The sequence below is a fragment of the Promicromonospora sp. NPDC023987 genome (genome assembly GCF_040639055.1).
Classification (GTDB): domain Bacteria; phylum Actinomycetota; class Actinomycetes; order Actinomycetales; family Cellulomonadaceae; genus Promicromonospora.
This window is the reverse complement of the sequence record NZ_JBEZZF010000006.1, coordinates 83,451-105,391: the sequence shown is the minus strand read 5'-3', so window position 1 is coordinate 105,391 and position 21,941 is coordinate 83,451. Positions and strand designations below refer to the sequence as shown.

General features: G+C 72.6%; 19 protein-coding genes. 14 read left to right on the top strand and 5 right to left on the bottom strand.

Going from position 1 to position 21,941, the window contains the following annotated elements:
* Positions 1-2: 2 nt before the first annotated feature.
* The 4 genes from AB0F40_RS05110 to AB0F40_RS05095 are packed head-to-tail and all read left to right on the top strand — an operon-like array spanning position 3 to position 5,375.
* Positions 3-2,921, top strand: a complete 2,919-nt coding sequence (locus tag AB0F40_RS05110; RefSeq protein WP_357464865.1) for a GNAT family N-acetyltransferase — start codon at positions 3-5, stop codon at positions 2,919-2,921.
* A gap of 34 nt (positions 2,922-2,955) precedes the next feature.
* Positions 2,956-3,534: a DUF5998 family protein gene (locus tag AB0F40_RS05105; RefSeq protein ID WP_357464863.1), complete on the top strand. Its 579-nt coding sequence runs from the start codon at positions 2,956-2,958 to the stop codon at positions 3,532-3,534.
* On the top strand, positions 3,531-4,724 hold the full coding sequence (locus tag AB0F40_RS05100; protein WP_357464861.1) for a nucleotide pyrophosphatase/phosphodiesterase family protein: 1,194 nt from the start codon (positions 3,531-3,533) through the stop codon (positions 4,722-4,724). The genes AB0F40_RS05105 and AB0F40_RS05100 overlap by 4 nt, the downstream gene beginning before the upstream one ends.
* Before the next feature lie 9 nt (positions 4,725-4,733).
* A complete protein-coding gene (locus AB0F40_RS05095) occupies positions 4,734-5,375 on the top strand; it encodes a thymidine kinase (protein ID WP_357464859.1) in 642 nt (213 codons plus the stop codon).
* Here AB0F40_RS05095 and sepH read toward each other — a convergent pair.
* Complete coding sequence (gene sepH, locus AB0F40_RS05090; RefSeq protein ID WP_357464857.1) at positions 5,372-6,550, bottom strand: septation protein SepH; 1,179 nt, start codon at positions 6,548-6,550, stop codon at positions 5,372-5,374. The two genes, AB0F40_RS05095 and sepH, sit on opposite strands and share 4 nt — an antisense overlap.
* 120 nt (positions 6,551-6,670) lie before the next feature.
* Between sepH and AB0F40_RS05085 the strand changes: the two genes are divergently transcribed.
* Both AB0F40_RS05085 and AB0F40_RS05080 read left to right on the top strand, forming a co-directional pair.
* Positions 6,671-7,534 (top strand): inositol monophosphatase family protein, encoded by an 864-nt coding sequence (locus tag AB0F40_RS05085; protein WP_357464855.1) that lies wholly within the window; start codon positions 6,671-6,673, stop codon positions 7,532-7,534.
* A gap of 313 nt (positions 7,535-7,847) precedes the next feature.
* Complete coding sequence (locus AB0F40_RS05080) at positions 7,848-8,147, top strand: DUF4193 domain-containing protein (protein ID WP_253871289.1); 300 nt, start codon at positions 7,848-7,850, stop codon at positions 8,145-8,147.
* A 102-nt stretch (positions 8,148-8,249) separates the two neighbouring features.
* Here AB0F40_RS05080 and AB0F40_RS05075 read toward each other — a convergent pair whose 3' ends face one another.
* A complete protein-coding gene (locus AB0F40_RS05075) occupies positions 8,250-8,696 on the bottom strand; it encodes a DUF3093 domain-containing protein (RefSeq protein WP_357464853.1) in 447 nt (148 codons plus the stop codon).
* A 78-nt stretch (positions 8,697-8,774) separates the two neighbouring features.
* Between AB0F40_RS05075 and dut the strand changes: the two genes are divergently transcribed.
* The 4 genes from dut (at position 8,775) to AB0F40_RS05055 (ending at position 11,329) form a co-directional block, all read left to right on the top strand.
* Complete coding sequence (gene dut, locus AB0F40_RS05070; protein WP_357464851.1) at positions 8,775-9,251, top strand: dUTP diphosphatase; 477 nt, start codon at positions 8,775-8,777, stop codon at positions 9,249-9,251.
* Between the two features lie 136 nt (positions 9,252-9,387).
* Positions 9,388-10,113 (top strand): DUF3710 domain-containing protein, encoded by a 726-nt coding sequence (locus tag AB0F40_RS05065; protein WP_357464849.1) that lies wholly within the window; start codon positions 9,388-9,390, stop codon positions 10,111-10,113.
* Between the two features lie 15 nt (positions 10,114-10,128).
* Entirely contained in the window at positions 10,129-10,509 is a 381-nt protein-coding gene (locus AB0F40_RS05060) for an OB-fold nucleic acid binding domain-containing protein (protein ID WP_357464847.1), read from the top strand.
* Positions 10,510-10,540: 31 nt separating this feature from the next.
* A complete protein-coding gene (locus AB0F40_RS05055) occupies positions 10,541-11,329 on the top strand; it encodes a DUF3159 domain-containing protein (RefSeq protein ID WP_357464845.1) in 789 nt (262 codons plus the stop codon).
* A 20-nt stretch (positions 11,330-11,349) separates the two neighbouring features.
* Here AB0F40_RS05055 and AB0F40_RS05050 read toward each other — a convergent pair whose 3' ends face one another.
* Entirely contained in the window at positions 11,350-12,015 is a 666-nt protein-coding gene (locus tag AB0F40_RS05050; protein ID WP_357464843.1) for a TrkA family potassium uptake protein, read from the bottom strand.
* Positions 12,015-12,668: a TrkA family potassium uptake protein gene (locus AB0F40_RS05045; RefSeq protein ID WP_357464944.1), complete on the bottom strand. Its 654-nt coding sequence runs from the start codon at positions 12,666-12,668 to the stop codon at positions 12,015-12,017. Before AB0F40_RS05045 ends, AB0F40_RS05050 begins: the two co-directional genes overlap by 1 nt.
* A 111-nt stretch (positions 12,669-12,779) precedes the next feature.
* Here AB0F40_RS05045 and AB0F40_RS05040 point away from each other — a divergent pair, with 111 nt between their 5' ends.
* From AB0F40_RS05040 to acnA, 4 genes are all read left to right on the top strand, one after another.
* Positions 12,780-14,777 carry an APC family permease gene (locus AB0F40_RS05040; protein WP_357464841.1) on the top strand — a complete coding sequence of 666 codons (1,998 nt, stop codon included), beginning with the start codon at positions 12,780-12,782 and terminating at the stop codon, positions 14,775-14,777.
* 18 nt (positions 14,778-14,795) lie between these two features.
* Positions 14,796-16,181 (top strand): TRAM domain-containing protein, encoded by a 1,386-nt coding sequence (locus AB0F40_RS05035; protein WP_357464839.1) that lies wholly within the window; start codon positions 14,796-14,798, stop codon positions 16,179-16,181.
* Positions 16,182-16,228: 47 nt separating this feature from the next.
* Positions 16,229-17,041 carry an SGNH/GDSL hydrolase family protein gene (locus AB0F40_RS05030; RefSeq protein WP_357464838.1) on the top strand — a complete coding sequence of 271 codons (813 nt, stop codon included), beginning with the start codon at positions 16,229-16,231 and terminating at the stop codon, positions 17,039-17,041.
* 131 nt (positions 17,042-17,172) lie between these two features.
* A complete protein-coding gene (gene acnA, locus AB0F40_RS05025) occupies positions 17,173-19,932 on the top strand; it encodes an aconitate hydratase AcnA (protein ID WP_357464836.1) in 2,760 nt (919 codons plus the stop codon).
* Between the two features lie 87 nt (positions 19,933-20,019).
* On the opposite strand, the gene AB0F40_RS05020 is transcribed toward acnA, so the two are convergent.
* Positions 20,020-21,939, bottom strand: a complete 1,920-nt coding sequence (locus tag AB0F40_RS05020) for a copper-binding protein (RefSeq protein WP_357464834.1) — start codon at positions 21,937-21,939, stop codon at positions 20,020-20,022.
* Between the last annotated feature and the right edge of the window lie 2 nt (positions 21,940-21,941).

The window sequence follows — 21,941 nt, the reverse complement described above, 5'->3', positions numbered from 1 at the left end:
TCGTGGACCAGCCAGAACGGGTCGGCAGCGTGCGCCTGCCCTACTCGACCCAGTACCCGGTCGAGTGGGAGGCGGACGTGGTGCTGCGCGACGGGTCCACTATCCACGTGCGCCCCATCCGCCCCGAGGACGCCGACGCGATCCAGCGCTTCCAGATGGCCCAGTCGGAGCGCTCCACGTACCTGAGGTTCTTCGCCGCGCTCCAGCGCATCCCCGACCGGATGCTCACCCAGCTCGTCACCGTCGACCACGTGCGCAGGACGGCGCTGGTCGCCGTGCGTCCGGGTAGCGCGGACGGCGCGGCAGGTGCGGCCGGTGCCGACGGCCCCGACGGCCCCGACGGCCCCGACGGCGGAGACGGTGCCGACCGGACCGAGGACGTGGTCGGGGTCGCGCGCTACGACGTGACTGACGACCAGCCCGGGCGTCGCACCGCGGAGGTCGCGTTCAACATCGCCGACGCCCTCCAGGGCCAGGGCCTCGGCTCCGTGCTGCTGGAGCACATCGCCGCCGCCGCACGCGAACGCGGCGTGCACCGCTTCATCGCGGAGGTGCTGCCCCAGAACCGGGCCATGCTCGGCGTGTTCCGGGAGGCCGGCTACGCCGTCGAGCAGCACCTGGACGACGGCGTCGTCACCGTCTCCGTCGACCTCGACCCCACCGACCGGTCCCGCGAGGTCATGGCCGACCGCGAGCACCGCACCGAGGCCCGGTCCATGCAGGGACTGCTCTCCGCCCGCCGGGTGCTCCTGGTCGGTCCTGCGCAGGGCGGAACCGTCGACGAGCTCCTGGCCGCCCGCGTCCGCGAGGCCCATGCCGCAGACCCCGGCGACACCGAGCTCATGGTGCTCGGCGACGACGTGACCTGGGCGGACCTCGGCCCAGGCGGCGGCCCGAGCAGCCCGAGCACCCCGAGCAGCCCGAGCAGCCCGAGCACCCCGAGCGTGCCGAACCAGCCGGACGCGCCGAGCGAACCGAACCAGCCGGGCGCCCCGGCCGGAAAGGTCGAGGTGGACCTCGCGGTCGTCGCAGCGCCGCCCGACGAGGTGCTCGATGCCGTCCGGCGCCTCCGCGGCACGGGCGCCCGCGGCGTCGTCGTGCTGTCGGCCGGGTGGGCCGAGGCGGGGCCCGACGGCGTCGCCCGCCGCCGCGAGCTGCTGCGCACCGCGCACACCGAGGGCATGCGGGTGGTCGGCCCGGCGAGCTACGGCCTGCTCACGAACGTGCCGGGTGCGAGCCTGCGCGCGAGCCTCGCGCGCAGGGCACCGAGGCCTGGCCGGGTCGGCCTGTTCAGCCAGAGCGCCCCCGTCGCCGTCACCGCCGCCGAGACCGTCAAGCGCCGGGGCCTCGGGCTGTCCACGCTGGTCTCGGCCGGCCACCGGGCGGACGTGTCGGGCAACGACGTCATGCAGTACTGGCAGGACGACCCGCACACCGACGTCGTCTGCCTCTACCTCGAGACGCTCGGCAACCCCCGCAAGTTCTCGCGCATCGCGCGGCGCCTGGCGCTGGTGAAGCCGGTGATAGTGGTCGTGGCCGGCCGGCACGGGAGCGTCGTGCCGCCCGGGCACACCGTGCGCGCCACGCGAGCGCCGCGGCGGATGCTCGACGAGGTGCTGCGGCAGTCCGGCGTGATCCGCGCGGAGAACACGCACCAGCTCATGGACGTCGCGCAGGTCCTGGCGCACCAGCCGCTCCCGGCCGGCGGCCGGGTGGGGATCCTCGCAAGCTCGCCGTCGCTCGCGGCGCTCGTCGCCGACGCCGTCGCGGCGGCCGGCCTGACCGTCGTCGGGCCGCTGGAGCCGCTGTCCGCCGGTGCGCCCGACGACGAGATCGCCGCCGCCGTCGACGCCCTCTACGCGCCCGGTGCGTGCGACGCCGTCGTCGTGGTCTCGGTGCCCGTGGTGCTCCCGCGCACCGACGCGCTGGCCCGCGCAGTGGCCGACGCCGCCGCCCGGACCGGCCGCACCACCGTCGTCAGCGCGCTGGGCCTGCACGGCATGCCCGACGAGCTCGCGTCCGGCGACGTCCGGGTACCGGCGTTCTCCACGCCGGAGGACGCGGTCTGGGCCCTCGGAGAGGTCGTGCGCTACGCGCAGTGGCGCACGCAGGACCACGGCTCGCCGGTCCGCCCGGCGCTGCGGCAGGGGGTGTCCGACGGCGTCGCGCGCGCCCAGGCCCGGACGCTCGTCGAGGCTCTGCTCCGCCGCGACGAGTGGCCCGACGACGGCACGGTCCTGGACCAGGACGAGGCCGCCGAGCTGCTGGCCTGCTACGGCCTGACCCTGTGGCGCGCCCGGAGCGTGCGCACCGCGGACGACGCCGTGGCCGCCGCCGAGGCGCTGGGCTGGCCGGTGGCGCTCAAGATCGCCGCACCCGCGCTGCGCCACCGGGCCGATCTGGGGGGCGTGCGCCTCGACATCGCCGACGCCGAGGATCTCCGCGAGGACGCCGAGCGGATGCTCGCGGCGGCGTCGTCCCTGCTGCCAGCGCCCGACCCGGTGCTGGAGGTGCAGGCGATGGCCCCTACCGGCGTCGCGTGCGTGGTGCGGTCGGTCGAGGACGAGCTGTTCGGCCCGGTGGTGTCGTTCGGGCTGGCCGGCGACGCCGTCGACCTGCTCGACGACGTGACGCACGGCGTGCCGCCGCTGACCGACGTCGACGTGGCGCGCATGGTGCGCGGTGTCCGGGCGGCCCCGCGCCTGTTCGGCTACCAGGGCGCGCCCGCCGCCGACGTCGCGGCGCTCGAGGACGTACTGACGCGGGTTTCGGTCATGGCGGAGGACCTGCCGGAGCTGGCGTCCCTCGAGCTCTACCCCGTCGCGGTGGCGGAGCGCGGCGCGGCGGTGCTGCACGCGACGATCCGGCTCCGGCCCGCCGAACGCCGGACGGACGCGCTGCGCAGGGCTCTCCCGGGCTAACGGGGAAGGCCCCTCTCATGGGATGATGCCAACCGTGCCCCATGCCCCTACCGATGCCCGTGATGACCTGACCGCCCACCTGCACCGGGCCGGCTACTACCCGGAGCTCGTCGCGGACGTGCTCGACGTCGCGCTGGCCGACGAGGAGGTCGTGGCCCACCTCGTGCAGGCGGAGACCACCTTCGACTCGGAGGTGCGCCGGCACCTCACGGTCCTGGTGCTGACCCCGACCCGCCTGGTCACCGCGCACGTGGACGACCACTCCGGCGAGGACCCGGACCGCCCCGGCTCGGCGTCGGCCACCACCGAGGTGGTGCCGGTGCGCGAGATCCGCTCCGTGGCGCTCACCCACGTGATCGCCGACCCGGAGCGGTATCCCCGGCGCGGGGCGACGCGTGAGGTCACCCTGGCGATCGGCTGGGGTGCCGTGTCGCGCGTCGACCTGGAGCCCGCCACGTGCGTGGACCCGAACTGCACCGCCGACCACGGCCTGACGGGGCAGGTCACCCCGGACGACGTGGTGGTACGGGTCTCCAGCGAGGCAGAGGGCGACGCGGCGGTCCGCGCGGCGGTCAGCTTCGCCGGCGCGCTGTCGCGGGCCACGTCTGCGTGACGGCGCCGAACCTGCCCGGCGGCCTGGTCGCGCCGTCCTACGACACGAGGAGCCTGGCCGCGGTGCTGCCCGCCGCCGCCGGCGCGCTCGGGCACGACCTCACCACCGCGACCGGCCTCACCGCGGCCGGCTGCCGTACGGCCCTCGGTCTGCCCGACGCCGACCGGGTGGTGGTCGTGCTCGTGGACGGGCTCGGCATCCGCAACCTCGCCGAGCGCGGCGGCCACGCGCCGTTCCTGCGCGGGCTCCTGCGTGAGCGGGACGAGGACGCCGCGACACTCACCTCCAGCTTCCCCTCCACCACCGCCGCCGGCCTGAGCACCTTCGGCACGGGCACCGCCCCCGGCCGCACGGGCATGCTCGGCTACACCCAGCGCAACCCGGAGACGGGCCGGCTGGCGTCGCTGGTGCAGTGGCGCGAGCTCGGCGACCCCGCCGACCTGCAGCGGGAACCCACCGTGTTCGAGACGCTCGCCGCGGCCGGCACACGTGTCACGGCGCCCGGCCCGGGCAAGTTCGCCGGGTCCGGCATGACCCAGGCGGCGCTGCGCGGCCCGGCCTACGTCGCCGCCGAGACGTTCGAGCAGCGCGTGGACGCCACGGTCGCCGCACTACGGCAGCCCGGGGACGCGCAGCGTCTGGTCTACCTGTACCAGGGCGACGTCGACAAGACGGGCCACGGCCACGGCTGGGACTCGCGGCAGTGGGGCGACGCGCTGGAGTCCACCGACCGCGAGCTGCGCAGGCTGCTGCGCAGCGTCCCGCGGGGCACCCTCGTGGTGATCACGGCGGACCACGGCCAGATCACCGCCGACCTGAGCACCCAGTGGGACGTGGCCGCCGACCCGGCGCTGAAGCCCGGCGTCGCGATGGTCGGGGGCGAGCCCCGCGCGCTGCACGTCTATGCGGACCAGGGCGCCGACCCGGCCGACGTCGCGCACCGCTGGGGGGAGCGGCTGGGCGACCATGCCGTCGTCGTGCGGCGGGAGCAGGCGGTGGCCGAGGGCTGGTTCGGCCCGGTCGCCGAGCACGTGCGCTCAGCGATCGGGGACGTGGTGGTCGCGATGACCGGCGCGGCGACCGTCGTCGACTCGCGCGTGCACTCCGCGGCCGCCCGCGGGCTGCCGGGTGTGCACGGCTCGCTGACCCCGCACGAGATGCTCGTGCCCCTTCTCACGGCCGTCGCATAGGGGGAACCCGTGGCCGAGCTCGTCTTCTTCTCCGGGACCATGGACTCCGGAAAGTCCACCCTGGCTCTCCAGACCGACCACAACTATCGCGCTCGCGGGCGCGCGGGGCTCATCTTCAGCCGTGGTGACCGGTCGGGCCAGGCGCGGGTCTCCAGCCGGCTGGGGCTCGACGTGGCCGCCCACGAGGTGACGGACGACACCGATTTCTGGGCCGAGATCAGCGGCAGGCGCTCCAGCGGCGAGGCCGTCGACTACCTCGTGTGCGACGAGGCGCAGTTCTACTCGCCCGAGCAGGTGGAGCAGCTCGCCCGGCTGGTGGACGAGATGGAGATCGACATCTTCGCGTTCGGCATCACGACCGACTTCCGTACCCGGCTCTTCCCCGGCTCCGCCCGCCTCATCGAGCTCGCCGACCGCATCGACGTGCTTCAGGTGCAGTCCCTGTGCTGGTGCGGTGCGCGCGCCACGCTCAACGCGCGCACCGTCGACGGCCTCATGGTCACCGAGGGGGAGCAGGTGGTGATCGGCGACGTCGGTCGGGGCGAGGTCGCGTACGAGGTGCTGTGCCGACGCCACCACATGCGCCGGATGACCGCGCTGACCGCGCGCCGCCGCTCGGCCGACGAGTCGCTCTGGGGCGAGGGCGGCTAGACCTCCGGGCGCGAGCCGAACACGATCTCGTCCCAGCTCGGCACCTGCGCACGTGACTTGCGGCCGCGCTTCGCCGCCGGCCGCTTGGGCGGCGCGGGGTCGGCCGGCGGCTTCTCCGGCACCTTGTCCGGCACGGGTTCGGGTGCCTGGTCCTGCTCGGCCGGCGGCACCGGCCGGGCGTCCTGCTCCGGTCCGGCGTCCGGCCGCTGCGCCGGGTCCGCCTTCGGGTCCGTCTCCGGGGCGGCGATCTCCCACTGGCTCGGTGCCTCCCACTCGAGGCCGGCGGGGGAGTCGGGCACCTGGACCGACGGCATCTTCGGGCGCGACCCGCCGCGCCGCGCGCCGATGTCGACGACGGCCGCGGAGGGCTCGGGCTCCGGCTCGTGCTCTGGCTGCGCGCCGGGGCCGTCGAGGTCGAGCTCCATCATGTCGGGCAGCTCGGGGTCCGGGGTCTGGCGCCGGGCCGGGCGCTGTCCGCGCCGCTCCGACAGGTTGTCGAGCAGGAGGTCGGTGTCGTCCTGCTCGGGCGGGGCGGGGCGGGACGCCGGGTGCTGGTTGCCGCGGTGCGGCGGCAGGGCCGACACCCCGGCGAGGGTCCGGCCGTCGTCGTCCTCCGGGAGGCCGAGCCAGCGCGCCTCGTCGTCGAGGGCCGTCACGAAGCCACCGCGCGGCTCCAGCGACCAGCGGGCCACCCGCGGCCGCTCAGCGGCCTCGAACTCGACCTGGACCAGCCACGGGTGGGTGCCCTCCCGGGTGGCGCTCCACCGGGCGGCGTCGCGCTTCACGCCGCGCGAGCGGAGGCGCTCGTCGGCGACCTCGCCGAGCGTGGTGGCGCCGTCGTCGTCCGTCAGGACGGCCTTGGCCCGGACGCGCGCGATCGAGTGCTCCCGCTCGGAGATCACCGGGTACTCGAAGCGCCGGACGTGGTCGATCGGCAGGCCCGACGCCTCGGCGAGGGCCTCGCAGGTCTCGCCGGCGCGCAGGCGCGCCTGGATCTCGCGGGGCCGGAGCGTCGACTCCTCCTGGGCTCGGATCGACTCCATGCGGGGGCGGTCACCCCGGATGGCGGCGCGCAGGGCATCGGTGATGGGCAGGGTGCTCTGGGCGCCGTCGCGCGCAGCAAGGACGAGTCGTTCACCGTCCTCGTGCAGCCGTACCAGCTCCAGCTCGTCCATGCCAGTCCTCCCGGGGTAGTCCTGTGGGCCGAGCCTGCCACCGCGGGGCGGTCCCGCAGCGCAGGCTCGTCGGTGTGCCGCGGGATAGTCGCTGGCACACGCGTGGGGCAGGATGGGTGCGTGATCTCACCCGCACTGCCCGAGCTGCCCGACGGCGTCACCGTCACCGCCCTCCGCGACCTCGCCGTCCGCCTCGCGACGGCCGCCGGTGCCCTCGTGCGTGAGGGTAGACCGGATCGGGTGGTGGTCGCTGCCACGAAGTCGAGCGAGGTCGACCCGGTGACGGTCATGGACCGCGCCTCGGAGGAGCTCCTGCGCGAGATGATCGCCGCTGAGCGCCCCGACGACGCGATCATGGGCGAGGAGGGCGACGACGTCCCCGGCACGAGCGGGCTCACCTGGGTGCTCGACCCGATCGACGGCACGGTGAACTACCTGTACGGGGTCGCGTCCTGGGCCGTGTCCGTCGCGGTGGTGGCCGGTCCGCCGGAGCCCGCGACGTGGACCGTCCTGGCCGGGTGCGTGCACAGCGTCGCCGACGGCCGTACCTGGTCCGCCGGGCTCGGCGAGGGGGCCACGCGGGACGGCACTCCCGTCCACGTGGGCAGCGCCACGTCGCTCGGCGCCTCGCTGCTGGGGACCGGCTTCGGGTACGACGCCGAGCGCCGCGCCCAGCAGGGCCGGGTGCTGGCCCAGGTGCTGCCGAGGATCCGGGACATCCGGCGGCTCGGTTCGGCCGCCATCGACCTGTGCCTGCTCGCGGACGGCTCGATCGACGTGTACTACGAGCGCGGGCTCAACCCGTGGGACATGGCGGCCGGAGCCGTGGTGGCCACCGAGGCGGGGGCCGTGGTGACCGGGCTGCGCGGTGGGCCGGCCGGCAACGCCATGACGGTGGCGGGACCGGCGGATCTCGTGGCGCAGCTCGCCGAGATCCTCGAGGCCGCGGACGCGGACGGAGCGGGACTCGCCGAGATACCGTGAGTAATTTTTTCTGACACGGCTGTGGGAGAGCCGTCACTGCCAGAGCCGGGCGAAAGCTGGTCAACACCCCGTCGATGCAGGTCAGAGCGTACGTGACCGGGGTTACACCGGCAGATGTAGCGCGCCTGACAGAAATGGTGCACAATCCGTGGGCCGACTCGGGAACAAATCCGGGACCGTGTGCATTATCAGCGCGTACACCCGCAACGGACGCCGTTCGACGGCACCTGCGGTGACCCGGCCGGGGCGGCGTCGAATCCCCGGATGTCCCGAAAACCTTCCGGCGCGACCACCTACCGACGGAGAACACCAGATGGCAACTGACTACGACGCCCCACGCAAGACCGATGAGGATGTCGAGCAGGACTCGATCCAGGAGCTGCAGGCACGTCGATCTGACAAGTCCTCGGGCGTTGTGGACGAGGACGAGACCGAGGCGGCCGAGGGCTTCGAGCTCCCGGGCGCCGACCTGTCCGGCGAGGAGCTCGCGGTTCGCGTGCTGCCGCGACAGGCGGACGAGTTCACGTGCTCCAGCTGCTTCCTCGTGCACCACCGCAGCCAGCTGGCCTACGAGAAGTCCGGCCAGATGATCTGCACGGAGTGCGCCGCCTGATCCACCAGGCGTTCGAGCACTGACGACACGACCGGGCTGTCATGCATCGCGTGGCAGCCTTCGTCGTGTCCGGGCTCAGACTCCACTCGTAGGGCTCAGGCTCTATTCGTATCGCAGCGCCTGCACCAGCAGCTGAGGGCGACGGGTGGAGATGAGCCAGTAGGGGGTGGGGTCGGCCGGGTCGTCGAGGGCGACCCGCACACCGGTCCGGGCCCACGCACGCAGGCAGACGTAGGCGCGCGCGTCCAGTCCGGGGCCGAGCTCGTGCCGCATGGCGGCGACGTCGAGGTCCTGCGCGGGGCCGAGCAGCGTGACGGGTACCCGGGCCCGCCCGGCGCGCAGGACGCCGTCGGACACCTCGACGACGGGGGAGGTCGCCGCCAGGGCGACCGCCGACCCGACACAGACCAGCAGCCCGACGACGATCGCGGCGGGTACGTGCACCGGCCACAGCGCGATCGCCGCGATGGCGCCCAGACCGACCGTGCCGAGCCAGCCACCGGGACCGGGGAGAAGACGCTCGTGGAAGGTGAGGGTGGTCGCCGTCATGAGGACATCATTCCAGGCCCGCGGGTCCGTCCGAGCACTCTTGCGGCGTCGCGCGCCGAGGTGGCGTACTCTTCCGGCGTGCCTACCCCCGCGCCAGGCGACGACGGCAGCACGGTCGACGTGCTCATCCGCCTCCTCGACGACGTCCCCGTCCCCTCCTACGCGCATCCCGGCGATGCCGGTGCCGACCTGGTGACCACGGTCGACGTCGAGATCCCGCCGCAAGGTCGGGTGACGGTGCCGACGGGGGTGTCGATCGCCCTGCCGGACGGCTACGCGGCGTTCGTGCACCCGCGGTCGGGGCTCGCGGCGAAGCACGGTGTCACCATCGTGAACGCCCCCGGCACGGTGGACGCGGGCTACCGCGGCGAGATCAAGGTGACGCTGCTCAACACCGACGTCGCCGAGGCGGTCAAGCTGGTCCGGGGCGACCGTGTGGCGCAGCTCGTGATCCAGAGGGTCGAGCGGGCGCGGTTCCTGCCCGCCGAGACCCTGCCCGGGTCGTACCGGGGTGAAGGCGGCTTCGGATCGAGCGGCGGTTTCGCGGGACGCTGAACGTCGCGTACCGAGCTGTCCCGACCGTCCCGGTTCTGGCCCGGACGGGTCTAGTCTGTAAGTAACGAGTGGATAACGCTGTCGTGCGCGCCGATCGCGCGCACGCAGAACGACGAACGACGTAAGGAGCGTGGCTGTGGGTCTGTTCAGCCGACGAGGCACGGCGAATGAGCCCGCACCGGTGGAGTGGGCGTCGGTGGAGGCCGAGCAGCAGAAGCGGCCGCACGGACCCTTCGACCGGTCGCAGGTGGGGGAGATGGGCCCCCGCGTCGACCTCGGTGCGATCTGGCTGCCGGTGATGCCGGGTCTCGAGCTCCGCATGGAGATCGACAAGAAGACGCAGAAGGTGACCGGGGTGACGGCCGCGCTGGAGGGGTCGAACCTCCAGATCCAGGCCTTCGCCGCGCCGCGCACCGACGGCATCTGGGACGAGATCCGGCACGAGATCGCGCAGTCGGTCGGCGGACAGGGCGGGATCGTCGACGACGTCCCCGGCGTGTTCGGCCGCGAGCTGCTCGTCCGGATGCCGGTGAAGGGCCCGGACGGGCAGGCAGGCCAGCGGCCGGCGCGGTTCGTCGGGGTGGACGGCCCGCGGTGGTTCATCCGCGGTGTCCTCGCGGGCAAGGCGGCGCTGGACGCGGAGGCGGCCAAGCCGCTGGAGTCCGTGTTCGCGAACATCGTGGTCGTGCGCGACCAGAGCCCGCGCCCGCCGCGCGACCTGCTGCCCCTGGCGCTGCCGAAGTCGGCGCGCAAGGATGGTGCGCAGCCGGCAGCGGAAGCCGCCGGCCCGGAGGGCGCCGCACCGCAGATGTCCGACATCGACCCGCTGCGCCGCGGCCCCGAGATCACTCAGATCGGCTGACGAGGTGAACCGCTGATGTCGCTGCGCTCCAGCCTCGCGTCCCGGCTCGCGGCGACGCTGGCGTCCAACGAGCAGGTGCGGGACACCGAGGAGCGCGCCGACGCCTCCCGGAACGTCGGGTGCGCGGCGGTCACGTCCCTGCCGTTCCGTACCCGCGGCAAGGTGGCCGGGGTGCTGCGCTCGGTGGTGCTGCGCCCTCGCGAGGGCGTGCCCACCGTGGAGGCGGAGCTGTTCGACGGCTCCGGCGCGCTGGACCTCGTGTGGCTCGGGCGGCGGACCATCGACGGCATCGAGCCGGGGCGGCGGATCCGCGTCGAGGGCATGGTCTGCGACGTCGACGGACGTCGCACCATGTTCAACCCGCGCTACGAGCTCCGGCCGCGGCCGGGTGAATGACCTGCCGGTCGAGCACGGCACAATGAACCCCATGAGTGAACCCGCACGTCCTGACGTGCCTCCGGAGCCCGCAGAAGCCCCTGCGCGCGGCATGCGCGCCCTCGCCGGCGAGGAGTTCTCCGCCGCGCAGGCGATCGGTGGCGTCCGCGGCCTGGTGGAGGCGGTGCTGCCCGGCCTGGTGTTCGTGGTCGCGTTCGTGATCTTCACGCCCGACCTGTTGGTGCCGCTCGTGGCGTCGGTCGTGGCGGCGCTGGCGCTCGTCGTGGCGCGCCTGGTGCAGCGCACGCCCGTCACGCAGGCGCTCAGCGGCCTGCTCGGCATCGCGATCGGCGTGGTGTGGGCCTGGACGTCCGGCGAGGCGGAGAACTACTACGCGGGCGGTCTGCTGGTCAACGCCGGCTATCTCGTGGTGCTGCTCGTCTCCATCGTCGTGCGCCGCCCCGTCGTCGGCTATGTCGTGGAGGCGCTGCGCGCCGGCCTGACGCCGGAGGCCGTGAAGGCCGAGGCGAACCGGAGCGCCGACCGCGACGGCGAGACGCGCGACGGTGAGACGAAGGACGACGACTCGCCCTCCCCGTTCGCCGCCCTCACCGCCTGGCGGGACGACCCGGCCAAGATGCGCACCTACGCTGTCGCCACCTGGCTCTGGGTCGGCCTGTTCGCACTGCGCCTCGCGGTCAAGACGCCGCTGTACTTCGCTGGCGACATCGCGTGGCTCGGCACGTTCCACCTGCTGCTCGGCGTGCCGCTGTGGGCGCTGGTGCTGTATCTGACCTGGTACGTCGTGCGCCGACCGAAGGCGGCGGCACCGGCCGCGTAGCCGGCCGCCCGCGGTGGGGCTCAGCCCTTCGGCACCAGCAGCTGCTGCAGGGCGTCGGTGTCCGCGTCCGCCCCCGCGACCAGGAGCAGCTCGTCGCCCGGCTCCAGGGTGTCGTCCGGGCTGGGGACCAGCGGGCGGCCGTCGCGCACGATCGTCGCGAGCGTGACGTCGGCGGGCCACACCACGCGGCCCAGGCGCGTCCCCGCGACGCTGGAGTCGGCGGGCAGCGTGAGCTCGAGGATGTCGGCGTGCGACTGGCTGAAGCTGAAGATCTTCACGAGGTCGCCCACAGCGACGGCCTCCTCGACCATCGCCGTCATGATCCGCGGCGTCGAGACGGCCACGTCCACGCCCCACGACTGGTCGAACATCCACTCGTTCTTCGGGTTGTTGACGCGCGCGACGGTGCGGGGCACCCCGAACTCCGTCTTGCCCAGCAGCGAGAAGACGAGGTTCACCTTGTCGTCGCCCGTGGCACCCACCACGACGTCGGCCTGCTCCATCTCGGAGGCCTCGAGCGCGGGGAGCTCGCACGCGTCGGCGAGCACCCACTCCGCCTCGGGGACCTGCGAGACCCGCATGGCCGAGGCGTTCTTGTCGATCAGGGTGACCTCGTGGTCGTGGCTCAGCAGCTCCCGGGCGATCGAGCGGCCCACGGAGCCCGCCCCGGCGATGACGACGCGCATCAGTCCTCCTCGGGGTTCGGGGCCGCGGTGAGGATCCGTTCGACCTCTGCGGAGGCGTCCGCCGTCATGAGCAGGTGCAGCACGTCGTTCTCCTGGAGCACGATGTCGGACGTCGGCAGCACCGCCGACGTGTACCGGGTCAGGAACGCGACGCGCGCGCCCGTAGCGGCCTCGATGTTGAGCACGGGCCGGCCCACCCACCGCGGGTGGTAGTCGATCTGCGCCAGCCGGACGGTGCCCGACGGGTCGCGGTACTCGTCGGTGGAGCCCAGCGGCAGCATGCGGCGCAGCACCTGGTCGGCGGTCCAGCGCACGGTGGCGACCGTCGGGATGCCCAGGCGCTGGTAGATCTCCGCGCGGTGGGGGTCGTAGATGCGGGCCACGACGTTGTCCACGCCGTAGGTCTCGCGCACCACCCGGGCGGACAGGATGTTCGAGTTGTCGCCGTCGGACACCGCCGCGAACGCGTACGCGTCCTCGATCCCGGCCTGGACGAGCGTGTCGCGGTCGAAGCCCACGCCGGTCACCTTCTTGCCCGAGAAGTCCGCGGGCAGGCGCCGGAACGCGTCCGGGTTCTGGTCGACGACGGCCACGGAGTGTCCACGGCCCTCGATCTCCTGGGCGAGACTGGAGCCCACGCGGCCGCAGCCCATGATCACGAAGTGCACGAACGGAACGCTACCCCGATGCGGGCGCGTGCGGTGGCCTGCGCGTCGCGCGCGCCGGTGCGCTGCCGACCATCCGCGGGCATAGAGTCTTCCAACGTGTCGGACATCGTCGATGCGGCCAAGCGACTACTCGTCGGCCGTCCTAAACGTAGCGAGAGCCTGGGGAGCACGCTGCTGCCCAAACGGATCGCCCTGCCCGTGTTCGCCTCGGACGCGCTGTCGTCCGTCGCCTACGCGCCCGACGAGATCCTCCTGACCCTCTCGCTGGCCGGCGTCGCGGCACTGGCCTTCTCGCCATGGGTCGGCCTGGTCGTGGTCGCGGTGCTGCTCATCGTGGTGGCGTCCTACCGGCAGAACGTGCGCGCCTACCCGTCCGGCGGCGGCGACTACGAGGTCGTCACCACCAACCTGGGCCGGACGGCGGGCACCGGCGTGGCGTCGGCGCTGCTCGTCGACTACGTGCTCACCGTGGCGGTGTCGATCTCGGCGGCCGCCCACTACGCGTCCGCGGCCGTCCCCGGCATCCGCGGCCACGAGGTGACCGCGGCGGTCGTGGCGATCTCGGTGCTCGCCCTGATCAACCTGCGCGGCGTGCGGGAGTCGGGCCGGGCGTTCGCGATCCCGACGTACTGCTACATGGCGATCATCGGTGCCCTGGTCGTCACCGGCGCGGTCCGCTACTTCGCCGGCAACCTGCCCCAGGCCGACAGCTCGGGGTTCGAGCTCGTGGGCGAGGCGGCGTTCGACCAGGGGCTCGTCGGCATCGGCGGCGCGTTCCTCCTGGCCCGTGCGTTCGCCTCCGGCTGTGCGGCCCTGACCGGTGTCGAGGCGATCAGCAACGGCGTTCCCGCCTTCCGCAAGCCCAAGTCGCGCAACGCGGCGACCACCCTGCTGCTGCTCGGTGCCATCTCGTCGACGATGATCATCTCGATCCTGCTGCTGGCGCAGGCCACCGGCGTCCGCTTCGCCGAGGACCCGTACACCCAGCTCGAGGTGAACGGCGAGCCCGTCCCGGACGACTACGTGCAGATCCCCGTGATCGGCCAGCTCGCCGAGTCCGTCTTCTCCGGCTTCCCGCCCGCCTTCTACGCGGTATCGGCCGTCACCGGCCTGATCCTGGTGCTCGCCGCTAACACGGCGTTCAACGGGTTCCCCGTGCTGGGCTCGATCCTCGGCCGCGACGGCTACCTGCCGCGCCAGCTGCACACCCGCGGTGACCGCCTGGCGTTCTCCAACGGCATCGTGACCCTCGCCGTGGCGGCGATCGTCCTGATCGTCGCCTTCGACGCCTCGACGACGCGGCTGATCCAGCTTTACATCGTCGGCGTGTTCGTGTCGTTCACGCTGTCCCAGCTCGGCATGCTGCGGCACTGGACCCGCGAGCTGCGCACGGAGCCCAACCCCGCGGTCCGCGGCCGCATGAAGCGCTCGCGCGTGGTCAACGGCATCGGCTTCGGGCTCACCGGCACCGTCCTGATCATCGTGCTCGTGACCAAGTTCACCCACGGCGCGTGGATCACGCTCCTGGCGATGGGCGTGCTGTTCGTCCTCATGCGGGGGATCCGCAAGCACTACGACCGCGTGCGCGACGAGCTCGCGCTCGACGACGTCTCGGCCGCCCGCGCGCTGCCCAGCCGGGTGCACGCCGTCGTGCTGGTCTCCAAGGTGCACAAGCCGACCATGCGGGCGCTGGCGTACGCGCGCGCCGCCCGGCCCAACGTGATCGAGGCCCTCACGGTGGGCGTCGACCGGGAGGACATCGACGGGCTGGTCGCCGAGTGGGAGGCTCTTGACCTGCCCGTTCCTCTGCGCATCCTCGACTCGCCGTACCGCGAGATCACCCGGCCCGTCCTCAAGTACGTGCGGTCCGTGCGCCGCGAGTCGCCGCGCGACCTCGTGATCGTCTACATCCCCGAGTACGTGGTGGGCCACTGGTGGGAGCAGCTGCTGCACAACCAGTCGGCGCTGCGGCTCAAGGGCAGCCTGCTGTTCACGCCCGGGGTGGTGGTGGCGTCGGTGCCGTGGCAGCTCGCCTCGTCGCGGGGCCACACGGGTCTCGAGGACGACGCCTTCCTGCACGGCAGGCGGCTCTAGGCGGGGGATACTGGGGGCATGCCCCGCAACCCCGACCGTCGCTCCGCGCCCGCCGACCCCTCCTCGGGCGGCCGCCCGCGCCGTCGTCCGCAGCGCTCCCCGCGGCCGGACCGCGGCCGCCGCGTCAGCGACGTGCCAGCCCCCGAGGTGGGCCTTGAGGTCGAGCTGGAGGTCGGGCCCGTCGCGCACGGCGGGCACTGCGTCGCCCGTCTCGACGGCCGCGTCGTCTTCGTGCGGCACACGCTGCCCGGCGAACGTGTCCGCGCGCGTGTCAGCGAGGGCGGCCCCAGCTTCTGGCGGGCCGACGCCATCGAGGTGCTGCAGGCCTCGCCCGACCGGGTGGAGCCCGCGTGGCCCGCGGCCGGGCCCGACGGCGTGGGCGGCGGCGAGCTCTCGCACGTCGCGCTGCCCGCGCAGCGCCGCTGGAAGACCGACGTGCTCGTCGAGCAGCTGCAGCGCCTGGCCCGCATCGATCCGGAGTGGCTGGCCCGCGAGGTCACCGTCGAGGGCGCCCCGGGCGACGACGAGCGCCGCGGCCTGCACTACCGCACCCGGATCGACCTGGTGGCCGACGCGAACGGGCACGCGGGCATGCGCAAGCACCGCTCGCACGACGTCGTCGCGCTGAAGAAGATGCCGCTCGGCACGGCGGAGGTCGCGGCGTTCGCCGTGGCAGAGGACGTGTTCACGCGCATCTGGCCCCGGGGTGCACAGCTGACCCTGGTGGCGCCGTCCGAGGGGGATCCGGTGCTGCTGGTCGACGGCGAGCCGTGGCGGCGCGGCAAGCCCGACACCCGCCCCAACGCCCGCCGCTCCGTGAGCGAGCTCGTGGGCGGGCCGTGGGGTACGCACCGCTTCCGCGTGGCGGCCGGCGGGTTCTGGCAGGTGCACCGCGAGGCGCCGTCCGTACTGACGCGCGCGGTGCTGGAAGCGTCCGGCGCGACGTCGGGCGAGCTGGCCGGGGCCACCGTCCTCGACCTGTACTCCGGCGCGGGGCTGTTCACGCTGCCGCTCGCGGACGCCGTCGGGCCCGAGGGCCGGGTCGTGGCCGTCGAGGGTGACGAGCAGGCAGCGAAGGATGCCCGCCGCAACGCGCACGCGTACGAGCAGGTCTCGCTCGAGGTGGGCGCCGTGGACCGGGTGCTCGCGTCGGACACCGTGCCGACGGCCGACGTCGTGGTGCTGGACCCGCCGCGGTCGGGCGCCGGACGAGCGGTGGTCGACGCGATCGCCGACCGCGCCCCGCGCCGCATCGTGTACGTGGCGTGCGACCCGGCGGCGCTCGCGCGTGACGTCGGCTATCTCGCCGCACACGGCTACACGCTGTCGGGCGTTCGCGGGTTCGACCTCTTCCCGCACACCCACCACGTCGAGGCGGTAGCGGTGCTGGACCGGAAGGTCTGACTGGACGATGGACGAAGCCCCAGGTCAGTGCGCATAGGATGCGCATCGTGAAGCGGAGGCTGGTGAGCGGCGGGATCGCGGTGTCAGTAGTGGCGGCATTCGCGGTCGCCGTCCTGGTGGGTATGGTCCTGGGGGCCGGCGGCATCACCGTCGGCGGCATCACCGTCGGGGGTACGGGCGGGGCCTCGGCGCGGGACGCGCCGTCGGTCCTGGCGGAGTCGCCGTCGCCGTCTCCGTCCCCGGTGGTCGAAGAGGAGCCGGTGGCCCTCTTCGTCGGCGACTCCTACACGGTGGGGCAGGGTGCGACGTCGCCCGAGCTGCGGTGGAGCACGCTCGTGTCCGAGGCGCTGGGCTGGCGCGAGCTCAACGTGGCCGTCCGCGGCACCGGGTTCGTCAAGGGGAACGCGAAGCGCGACAACTACCCCGCCCAGCTCCGGTCGGTGCCCCCGGGCAGCGTGGACATCGTGGTGATCGCCGGCGGGCAGAACGACTTCCGGACGCTGCGGAGCAAGCCCGGAGCGGTCTTCGACGCGGTCGAGGACACGTACGCCCTGGCCGTGCGGCAGTTCCCGGGCGCCGAGATCGTGTCGGTCGGGCCCTCCACCCCGCGGGCGGTCGGCCTGGAGGTACGCGCCCTGGACAGCGCGGTGCGGGCCGCGGCGGTCGAGACAGAGGCCACCTACGTGTCGCTGCTGGACCCCAACATCGTCCAGGGCGGCCTGGTGCACGAGGACGGGGTCCACACGACCGACGCGGGCAACGCCGCGATCGCCCGGCAGGTGGTGCGGGCGCTCCAAGGACCGGCGGCCGAGCAGCAGGAGGACGGCGCCCGGCCGGCAGATATCTTGACGTCAAGATAAATGCGTTATGCTGGCGTGAGCAGCCCGGCTTAGTCTGGGTGAAGCCCCCTGGAACCCATGCGAAGGCTCCATTGCGCGATGACCGCGCCTGTGAGAGCCGACGCACCGTCAGCCCCGCAGAAGGAGCCACAGTGAGCACCGTGGACACGTTCGGATCGAAGGGAACGCTGGAGGTCTCGGGCAAGTCCTACGAGATCTTCCGGCTCAACGCGGTCGAGGGAGCGGAGCGCCTGCCGTACTCCCTGAAGATCCTCGCCGAGAACCTCCTGCGCACGGAGGACGGCGCCAACATCACCGCCGACCACGTGCGCGCTCTCGCGTCCTGGGACCCGGACGCACAGCCCGACACCGAGATCCAGTTCACGCCGGCGCGCGTGATCATGCAGGACTTCACCGGCGTGCCCTGCGTCGTCGACCTCGCCACCATGCGTGAGGCGGTCGCGGCCCTCGGCGGCGACGCGACGAAGGTCAACCCGCTGGCCCCCGCCGAGATGGTCATCGACCACTCCGTGCAGATCGACGTCGCCGGCCGGGCCGACGCGTTCCAGCGCAACGTCGAGTTCGAGTACCAGCGCAACCACGAGCGGTACCAGTTCCTGCGCTGGGGCCAGACGGCGTTCGACGACTTCAAGGTCGTCCCGCCGGGCACCGGCATCGTGCACCAGGTCAACATCGAGTACCTGGCGCGCACGGTCATGACCCGCGAGGTGTCCGTCAACGGGGAGGCGCCTGTGCTGCGGGCCTACCCCGACACCTGCGTCGGCACCGACTCGCACACCACGATGGTCAACGGCCTGGGTGTGCTGGGCTGGGGCGTCGGCGGCATCGAGGCGGAGGCCGCGATGCTCGGCCAGCCGGTCTCGATGCTCATCCCGCGCGTCGTCGGCTTCAAGCTGAGCGGCTCGATCCCGGCCGCCGTGACGGCCACCGACGTCGTGCTCACGATCACCCAGATGCTGCGCCAGCACGGTGTGGTCGGCAAGTTCGTCGAGTTCTACGGCGACGGCGTGGCCCAGGTGCCGCTCGCGAACCGCGCCACCATCGGCAACATGTCGCCGGAGTTCGGCTCCACCGCCGCGATCTTCCCGATCGACTCCGTCACCGTCGACTACCTGCGCCTGACCGGCCGCTCGGAGGAGCAGGTCGCGCTGGTCGAGGCCTACGCCAAGGAGCAGGGCCTCTGGCTCGACGCCGAGACGCCGGAGCCGGTGTTCTCCGAGTACCTCGAGCTGGACCTGTCGACGGTCGTCCCCTCGATCGCCGGGCCGAAGCGCCCGCAGGACCGCATCGAGCTGACGAACGCGAAGAGCGCGTTCATGCGCGACCTGCCCACGTATGCGCCCGAGGTCATGGACCGGGTGGACGAGGCGGAGAAGGAGTCGTTCCCCGCGTCCGACTCGCCGGCCATCACGCCGAACGGCCGCAAGCACGTGCACGTCACGAACAGCGAGGGCAAGGAGTTCGAGCTGTTCCACGGCGCGGTCGCGATCGCCTCGATCACGTCCTGCACGAACACCTCGAACCCGTCGGTCATGATGGCCGCCGCGCTGCTCGCGAAGAACGCGGTGGAGAAGGGCCTGGTGGCCAAGCCGTGGGTCAAGACCTCCATGGCTCCCGGCTCGCAGGTCGTGACCAACTACTACGAGAAGGCCGGTCTCTGGCCGTACCTCGAGAAGCTGGGCTTCCACCTGGTGGGCTACGGCTGCGCCACCTGCATCGGCAACTCCGGCCCGCTCGACGAGAAGGTCTCCGAGGCCGTCAACGAGCACGACCTCTCCGTCGTCTCCGTGCTGTCGGGCAACCGTAACTTCGAGGGCCGGATCAACCCGGACGTCAAGATGAACTACCTGGCCTCCCCGCCGCTGGTCATCGCGTACGCCCTGGCCGGCACCATGGAGTTCGACTTCGAGCACGACCCGCTGGGCCGTGACGAGGCAGGCAACCCGGTGTTCCTGCGCGACCTCTGGCCCACGCCGGAGGAGGTCGAGAAGACCATCGCGGCCTCGATCGACCGCAAGATGTTCGAGGCGGACTACGCCGACGTGTTCAAGGGCGACGAGCGCTGGGCCGCGCTGGAGACGCCCGAGGGCGACACGTTCTCCTGGGACCCCGAGTCCACGTACGTGCGCAAGCCCCCGTACTTCGACGGCATGGGCATGACGCCGGAGCCCGTCACCGACTTCCGCGGAGCCCGCGTGCTCGCCAAGCTCGGCGACTCGGTCACCACGGACCACATCAGCCCGGCCGGCTCCATCAAGCCGGACAGCCCGGCGGGCAAGTACCTCGCCGACCACGGCGTGGGGCGTCGCGACTTCAACTCCTACGGCTCGCGCCGTGGCAACCACGAGATCATGATCCGTGGCACGTTCGCGAACATCCGCCTGCGCAACCAGCTCCTGACCGACGTCGAGGGTGGCTTCACCTTCAACTTCGTGAAGGACGCGCAGGACACGATCTACGACGCCGCGCAGGACTACGCCGCCGCTGACACCCCGCTCGTGGTGCTCGGCGGCAAGGAGTACGGTTCCGGCTCGTCGCGTGACTGGGCCGCCAAGGGCACCGCGCTCCTGGGCGTCAAGGCCGTCATCACCGAGAGCTTCGAGCGCATCCACCGCTCGAACCTCATCGGAATGGGGGTGCTGCCGCTGCAGTACCCGGACGGCCAGAACGCCGAGACGCTGGGCCTGGACGGCACGGAGACGTTCGACGTCACCGGCGTCACGGCGCTGAACGACGGCGTCACGCCCGAGACGGTCAAGGTCACCGCGACCAAGGGTGACGGCTCGCAGGTCGAGTTCGACGCCGTGGTGCGCATCGACACCCCGGGCGAGGCGGACTACTACCGCAACGGCGGCATCCTGCAGTACGTGCTGCGCTCGCTCGTCTCGTAGCTCCGGCGCTGGTTCCGGCACAACGAAGTGGACCGCCTGCCGAGAGGCAGACGGTCCACTTCGTTCTTGTCGTGCTGCTGGTCGTGCCTACTTGCCGATGCCGGACTTCCTGGCGGCGTTGATCAGCATCCTGTTGTCCTTCTTGCTGATCAGCTCCTCCGCCTCGAGCCGGTCCGCGATCTGGCCGACGTGGCTCAGGAACGCCTTCTGGCTGACCCACAGGCCGTCCGCGTCGACGAGGTCGGCGATCGTGCAGCCGTTGCCGGTGTCCACGTTCGCCACCTCGCTGTCGACTCCGCCGATGATCACCGTCGGGCGCTCGTCGGAGACCGGGCAGGCGTCCGTCGCGGCCCGCGAGACGGAGAACCTGAGCGTCCCGGTCCAGGTGACGTTCCCGGCGTTGTCGGTGGCCCGGTACTGCAGCGCGTGCGCCCCCGGGTCGGTGACGTCGAACGAGCCCGTGTAGGACCGGAAGATGAAGTCGTCGAGCGCGTACTCGATGAACGCCACCCCCGACCCGCCGTCCCGGGCGTTGATGGTCACCGTCGCCGAGTCGATGTAGGCGCCGTCCTCGTCCTGGTCACCCTCGACCTGAGCGGACGCGATCGGTGCCGTGGTGTCCGGCGGGTCGCCGCCACCGACGATGACCAGCTCCACGGTGCCCGGCTCGGAGACGTTGCCGTCGTTGTCGGTGGCCCGGTAGGACACCGTGTGCGAACCCGTGATGTCGACGACCAACGGGTCCGTGTAGGCCACGTAGCCGGCGCCGTCCAGGTCGTACTCGACGGTAGCGACGCCCGAGCCGGCGTCCTCCGCCAGGATCTGCACGGTGGCCGAGGCGATGTAGGCGCCGTCGGCGTCCTGCTCGCCGGTGACCTCGGTGGTGACGGTCGGGGGAGCGGTGTCCTCGACCGGCGCCTCGACGACGGTGAACGTCGCCGAACCGGGCTCCGAGACGTTCCCGGCGACGTCGGTGGCCCGGTAGGTCACCGTGTGCTCGCCCGGCGCGTCGACGACCACGGGGTCGGTGTAGGCCGCGTAGCCGGCACCGTCCAGGTCGTACTCGACAGTTGCCACGCCCGTGCCCGCGTCCACTGCCGTGAGGTTCACGGTCGCGGACCCGACATAGGCGCCGTTGTCGTCGAGCTCGCCGGTCACCTCACCGGTGACGGTTGGTGCCGTCGTGTCCTCGCCGTCGGCGGCTACCACCACCACCTGCACCGTCTCGGGTGCCGACGTGTTGCCGGCGACGTCGGTGGCGCGGTGCTCCAGCGTGTGCGTGCCCGGCTCGCCGATGACGACGGGCTCGGTGTACGGGACGTACTCGCCACCGTCGAGCGCGTACTCGATGCTCTCGACGCCCGAGCTGTCGTCCTCGGCCGTGAGGTTGACGGTCGCCGAGCCGATGTAGGCGCCGTCGGCGTCCTGCTGGCCGGTGACCTGCGACGTGACGACCGGGGCAGTCGTGTCCTCGCCCCCGCCCTCCTCGGTGACCACGATCTCGCCCACCATGTCGGGGTGCCCGGGGATCGCGCAGAAGTACCGGTACGTGCCAGGGGTCAGGACGACCTCTGCCTCGTAGCGTCCGGCGTTGTCGTCGAACGGATTGGCCAGGATGTCCAGGTCGACGTCGTGGTTGTACCCCGGCGTGCTGGTGTCGAACGTCAGCGTGTGCGACATGCCGATGTTGTTGCCGGTGGCCGCGCTGTTCTCGAAGACGATCGTCGTGGCCCCGGCGGTCGCCGTGGTCGGTGCCGAGGCGTACTCCGTGACGCTGGCGCTCGCGGTCCAGGTCAGGACCTGTTCCGCCGCCTCAGCCGCCGCCTCGGGCGCCTGGCCGTCGGACGAGGTGGCGGACGACGGGGTCGTGGACGAGGTGATGGACGAGCTGTCCGGTGCGTCGCCGCGGTACTCCACCGCGGCGGCGCCCGCCGGGGCCAGCGGCAGTGCCACGAGGGCACTGACCGCTGCCCCGGCGAGGAACCGGGAGAGTTTCTGTCGGAACATGG

Coding starts and splice junctions, on each gene's coding strand:
- AB0F40_RS05020 (WP_357464834.1), bottom strand. CDS start 21,939: ATGTTCCGACAGAAACTCTCCCGGTTCCTCGCCGGGGCAGCGGTCAGT.
- AB0F40_RS05035 (WP_357464839.1), top strand. CDS start 14,796: ATGCCCCGCAACCCCGACCGTCGCTCCGCGCCCGCCGACCCCTCCTCG.
- AB0F40_RS05075 (WP_357464853.1), bottom strand. CDS start 8,696: ATGACGGCGACCACCCTCACCTTCCACGAGCGTCTTCTCCCCGGTCCC.
- AB0F40_RS05060 (WP_357464847.1), top strand. CDS start 10,129: ATGTCGCTGCGCTCCAGCCTCGCGTCCCGGCTCGCGGCGACGCTGGCG.
- AB0F40_RS05055 (WP_357464845.1), top strand. CDS start 10,541: ATGAGTGAACCCGCACGTCCTGACGTGCCTCCGGAGCCCGCAGAAGCC.
- sepH (WP_357464857.1), bottom strand. CDS start 6,550: ATGGACGAGCTGGAGCTGGTACGGCTGCACGAGGACGGTGAACGACTC.
- AB0F40_RS05080 (WP_253871289.1), top strand. CDS start 7,848: ATGGCAACTGACTACGACGCCCCACGCAAGACCGATGAGGATGTCGAG.
- AB0F40_RS05050 (WP_357464843.1), bottom strand. CDS start 12,015: ATGCGCGTCGTCATCGCCGGGGCGGGCTCCGTGGGCCGCTCGATCGCC.
- AB0F40_RS05045 (WP_357464944.1), bottom strand. CDS start 12,668: ATGGGCTGCGGCCGCGTGGGCTCCAGTCTCGCCCAGGAGATCGAGGGC.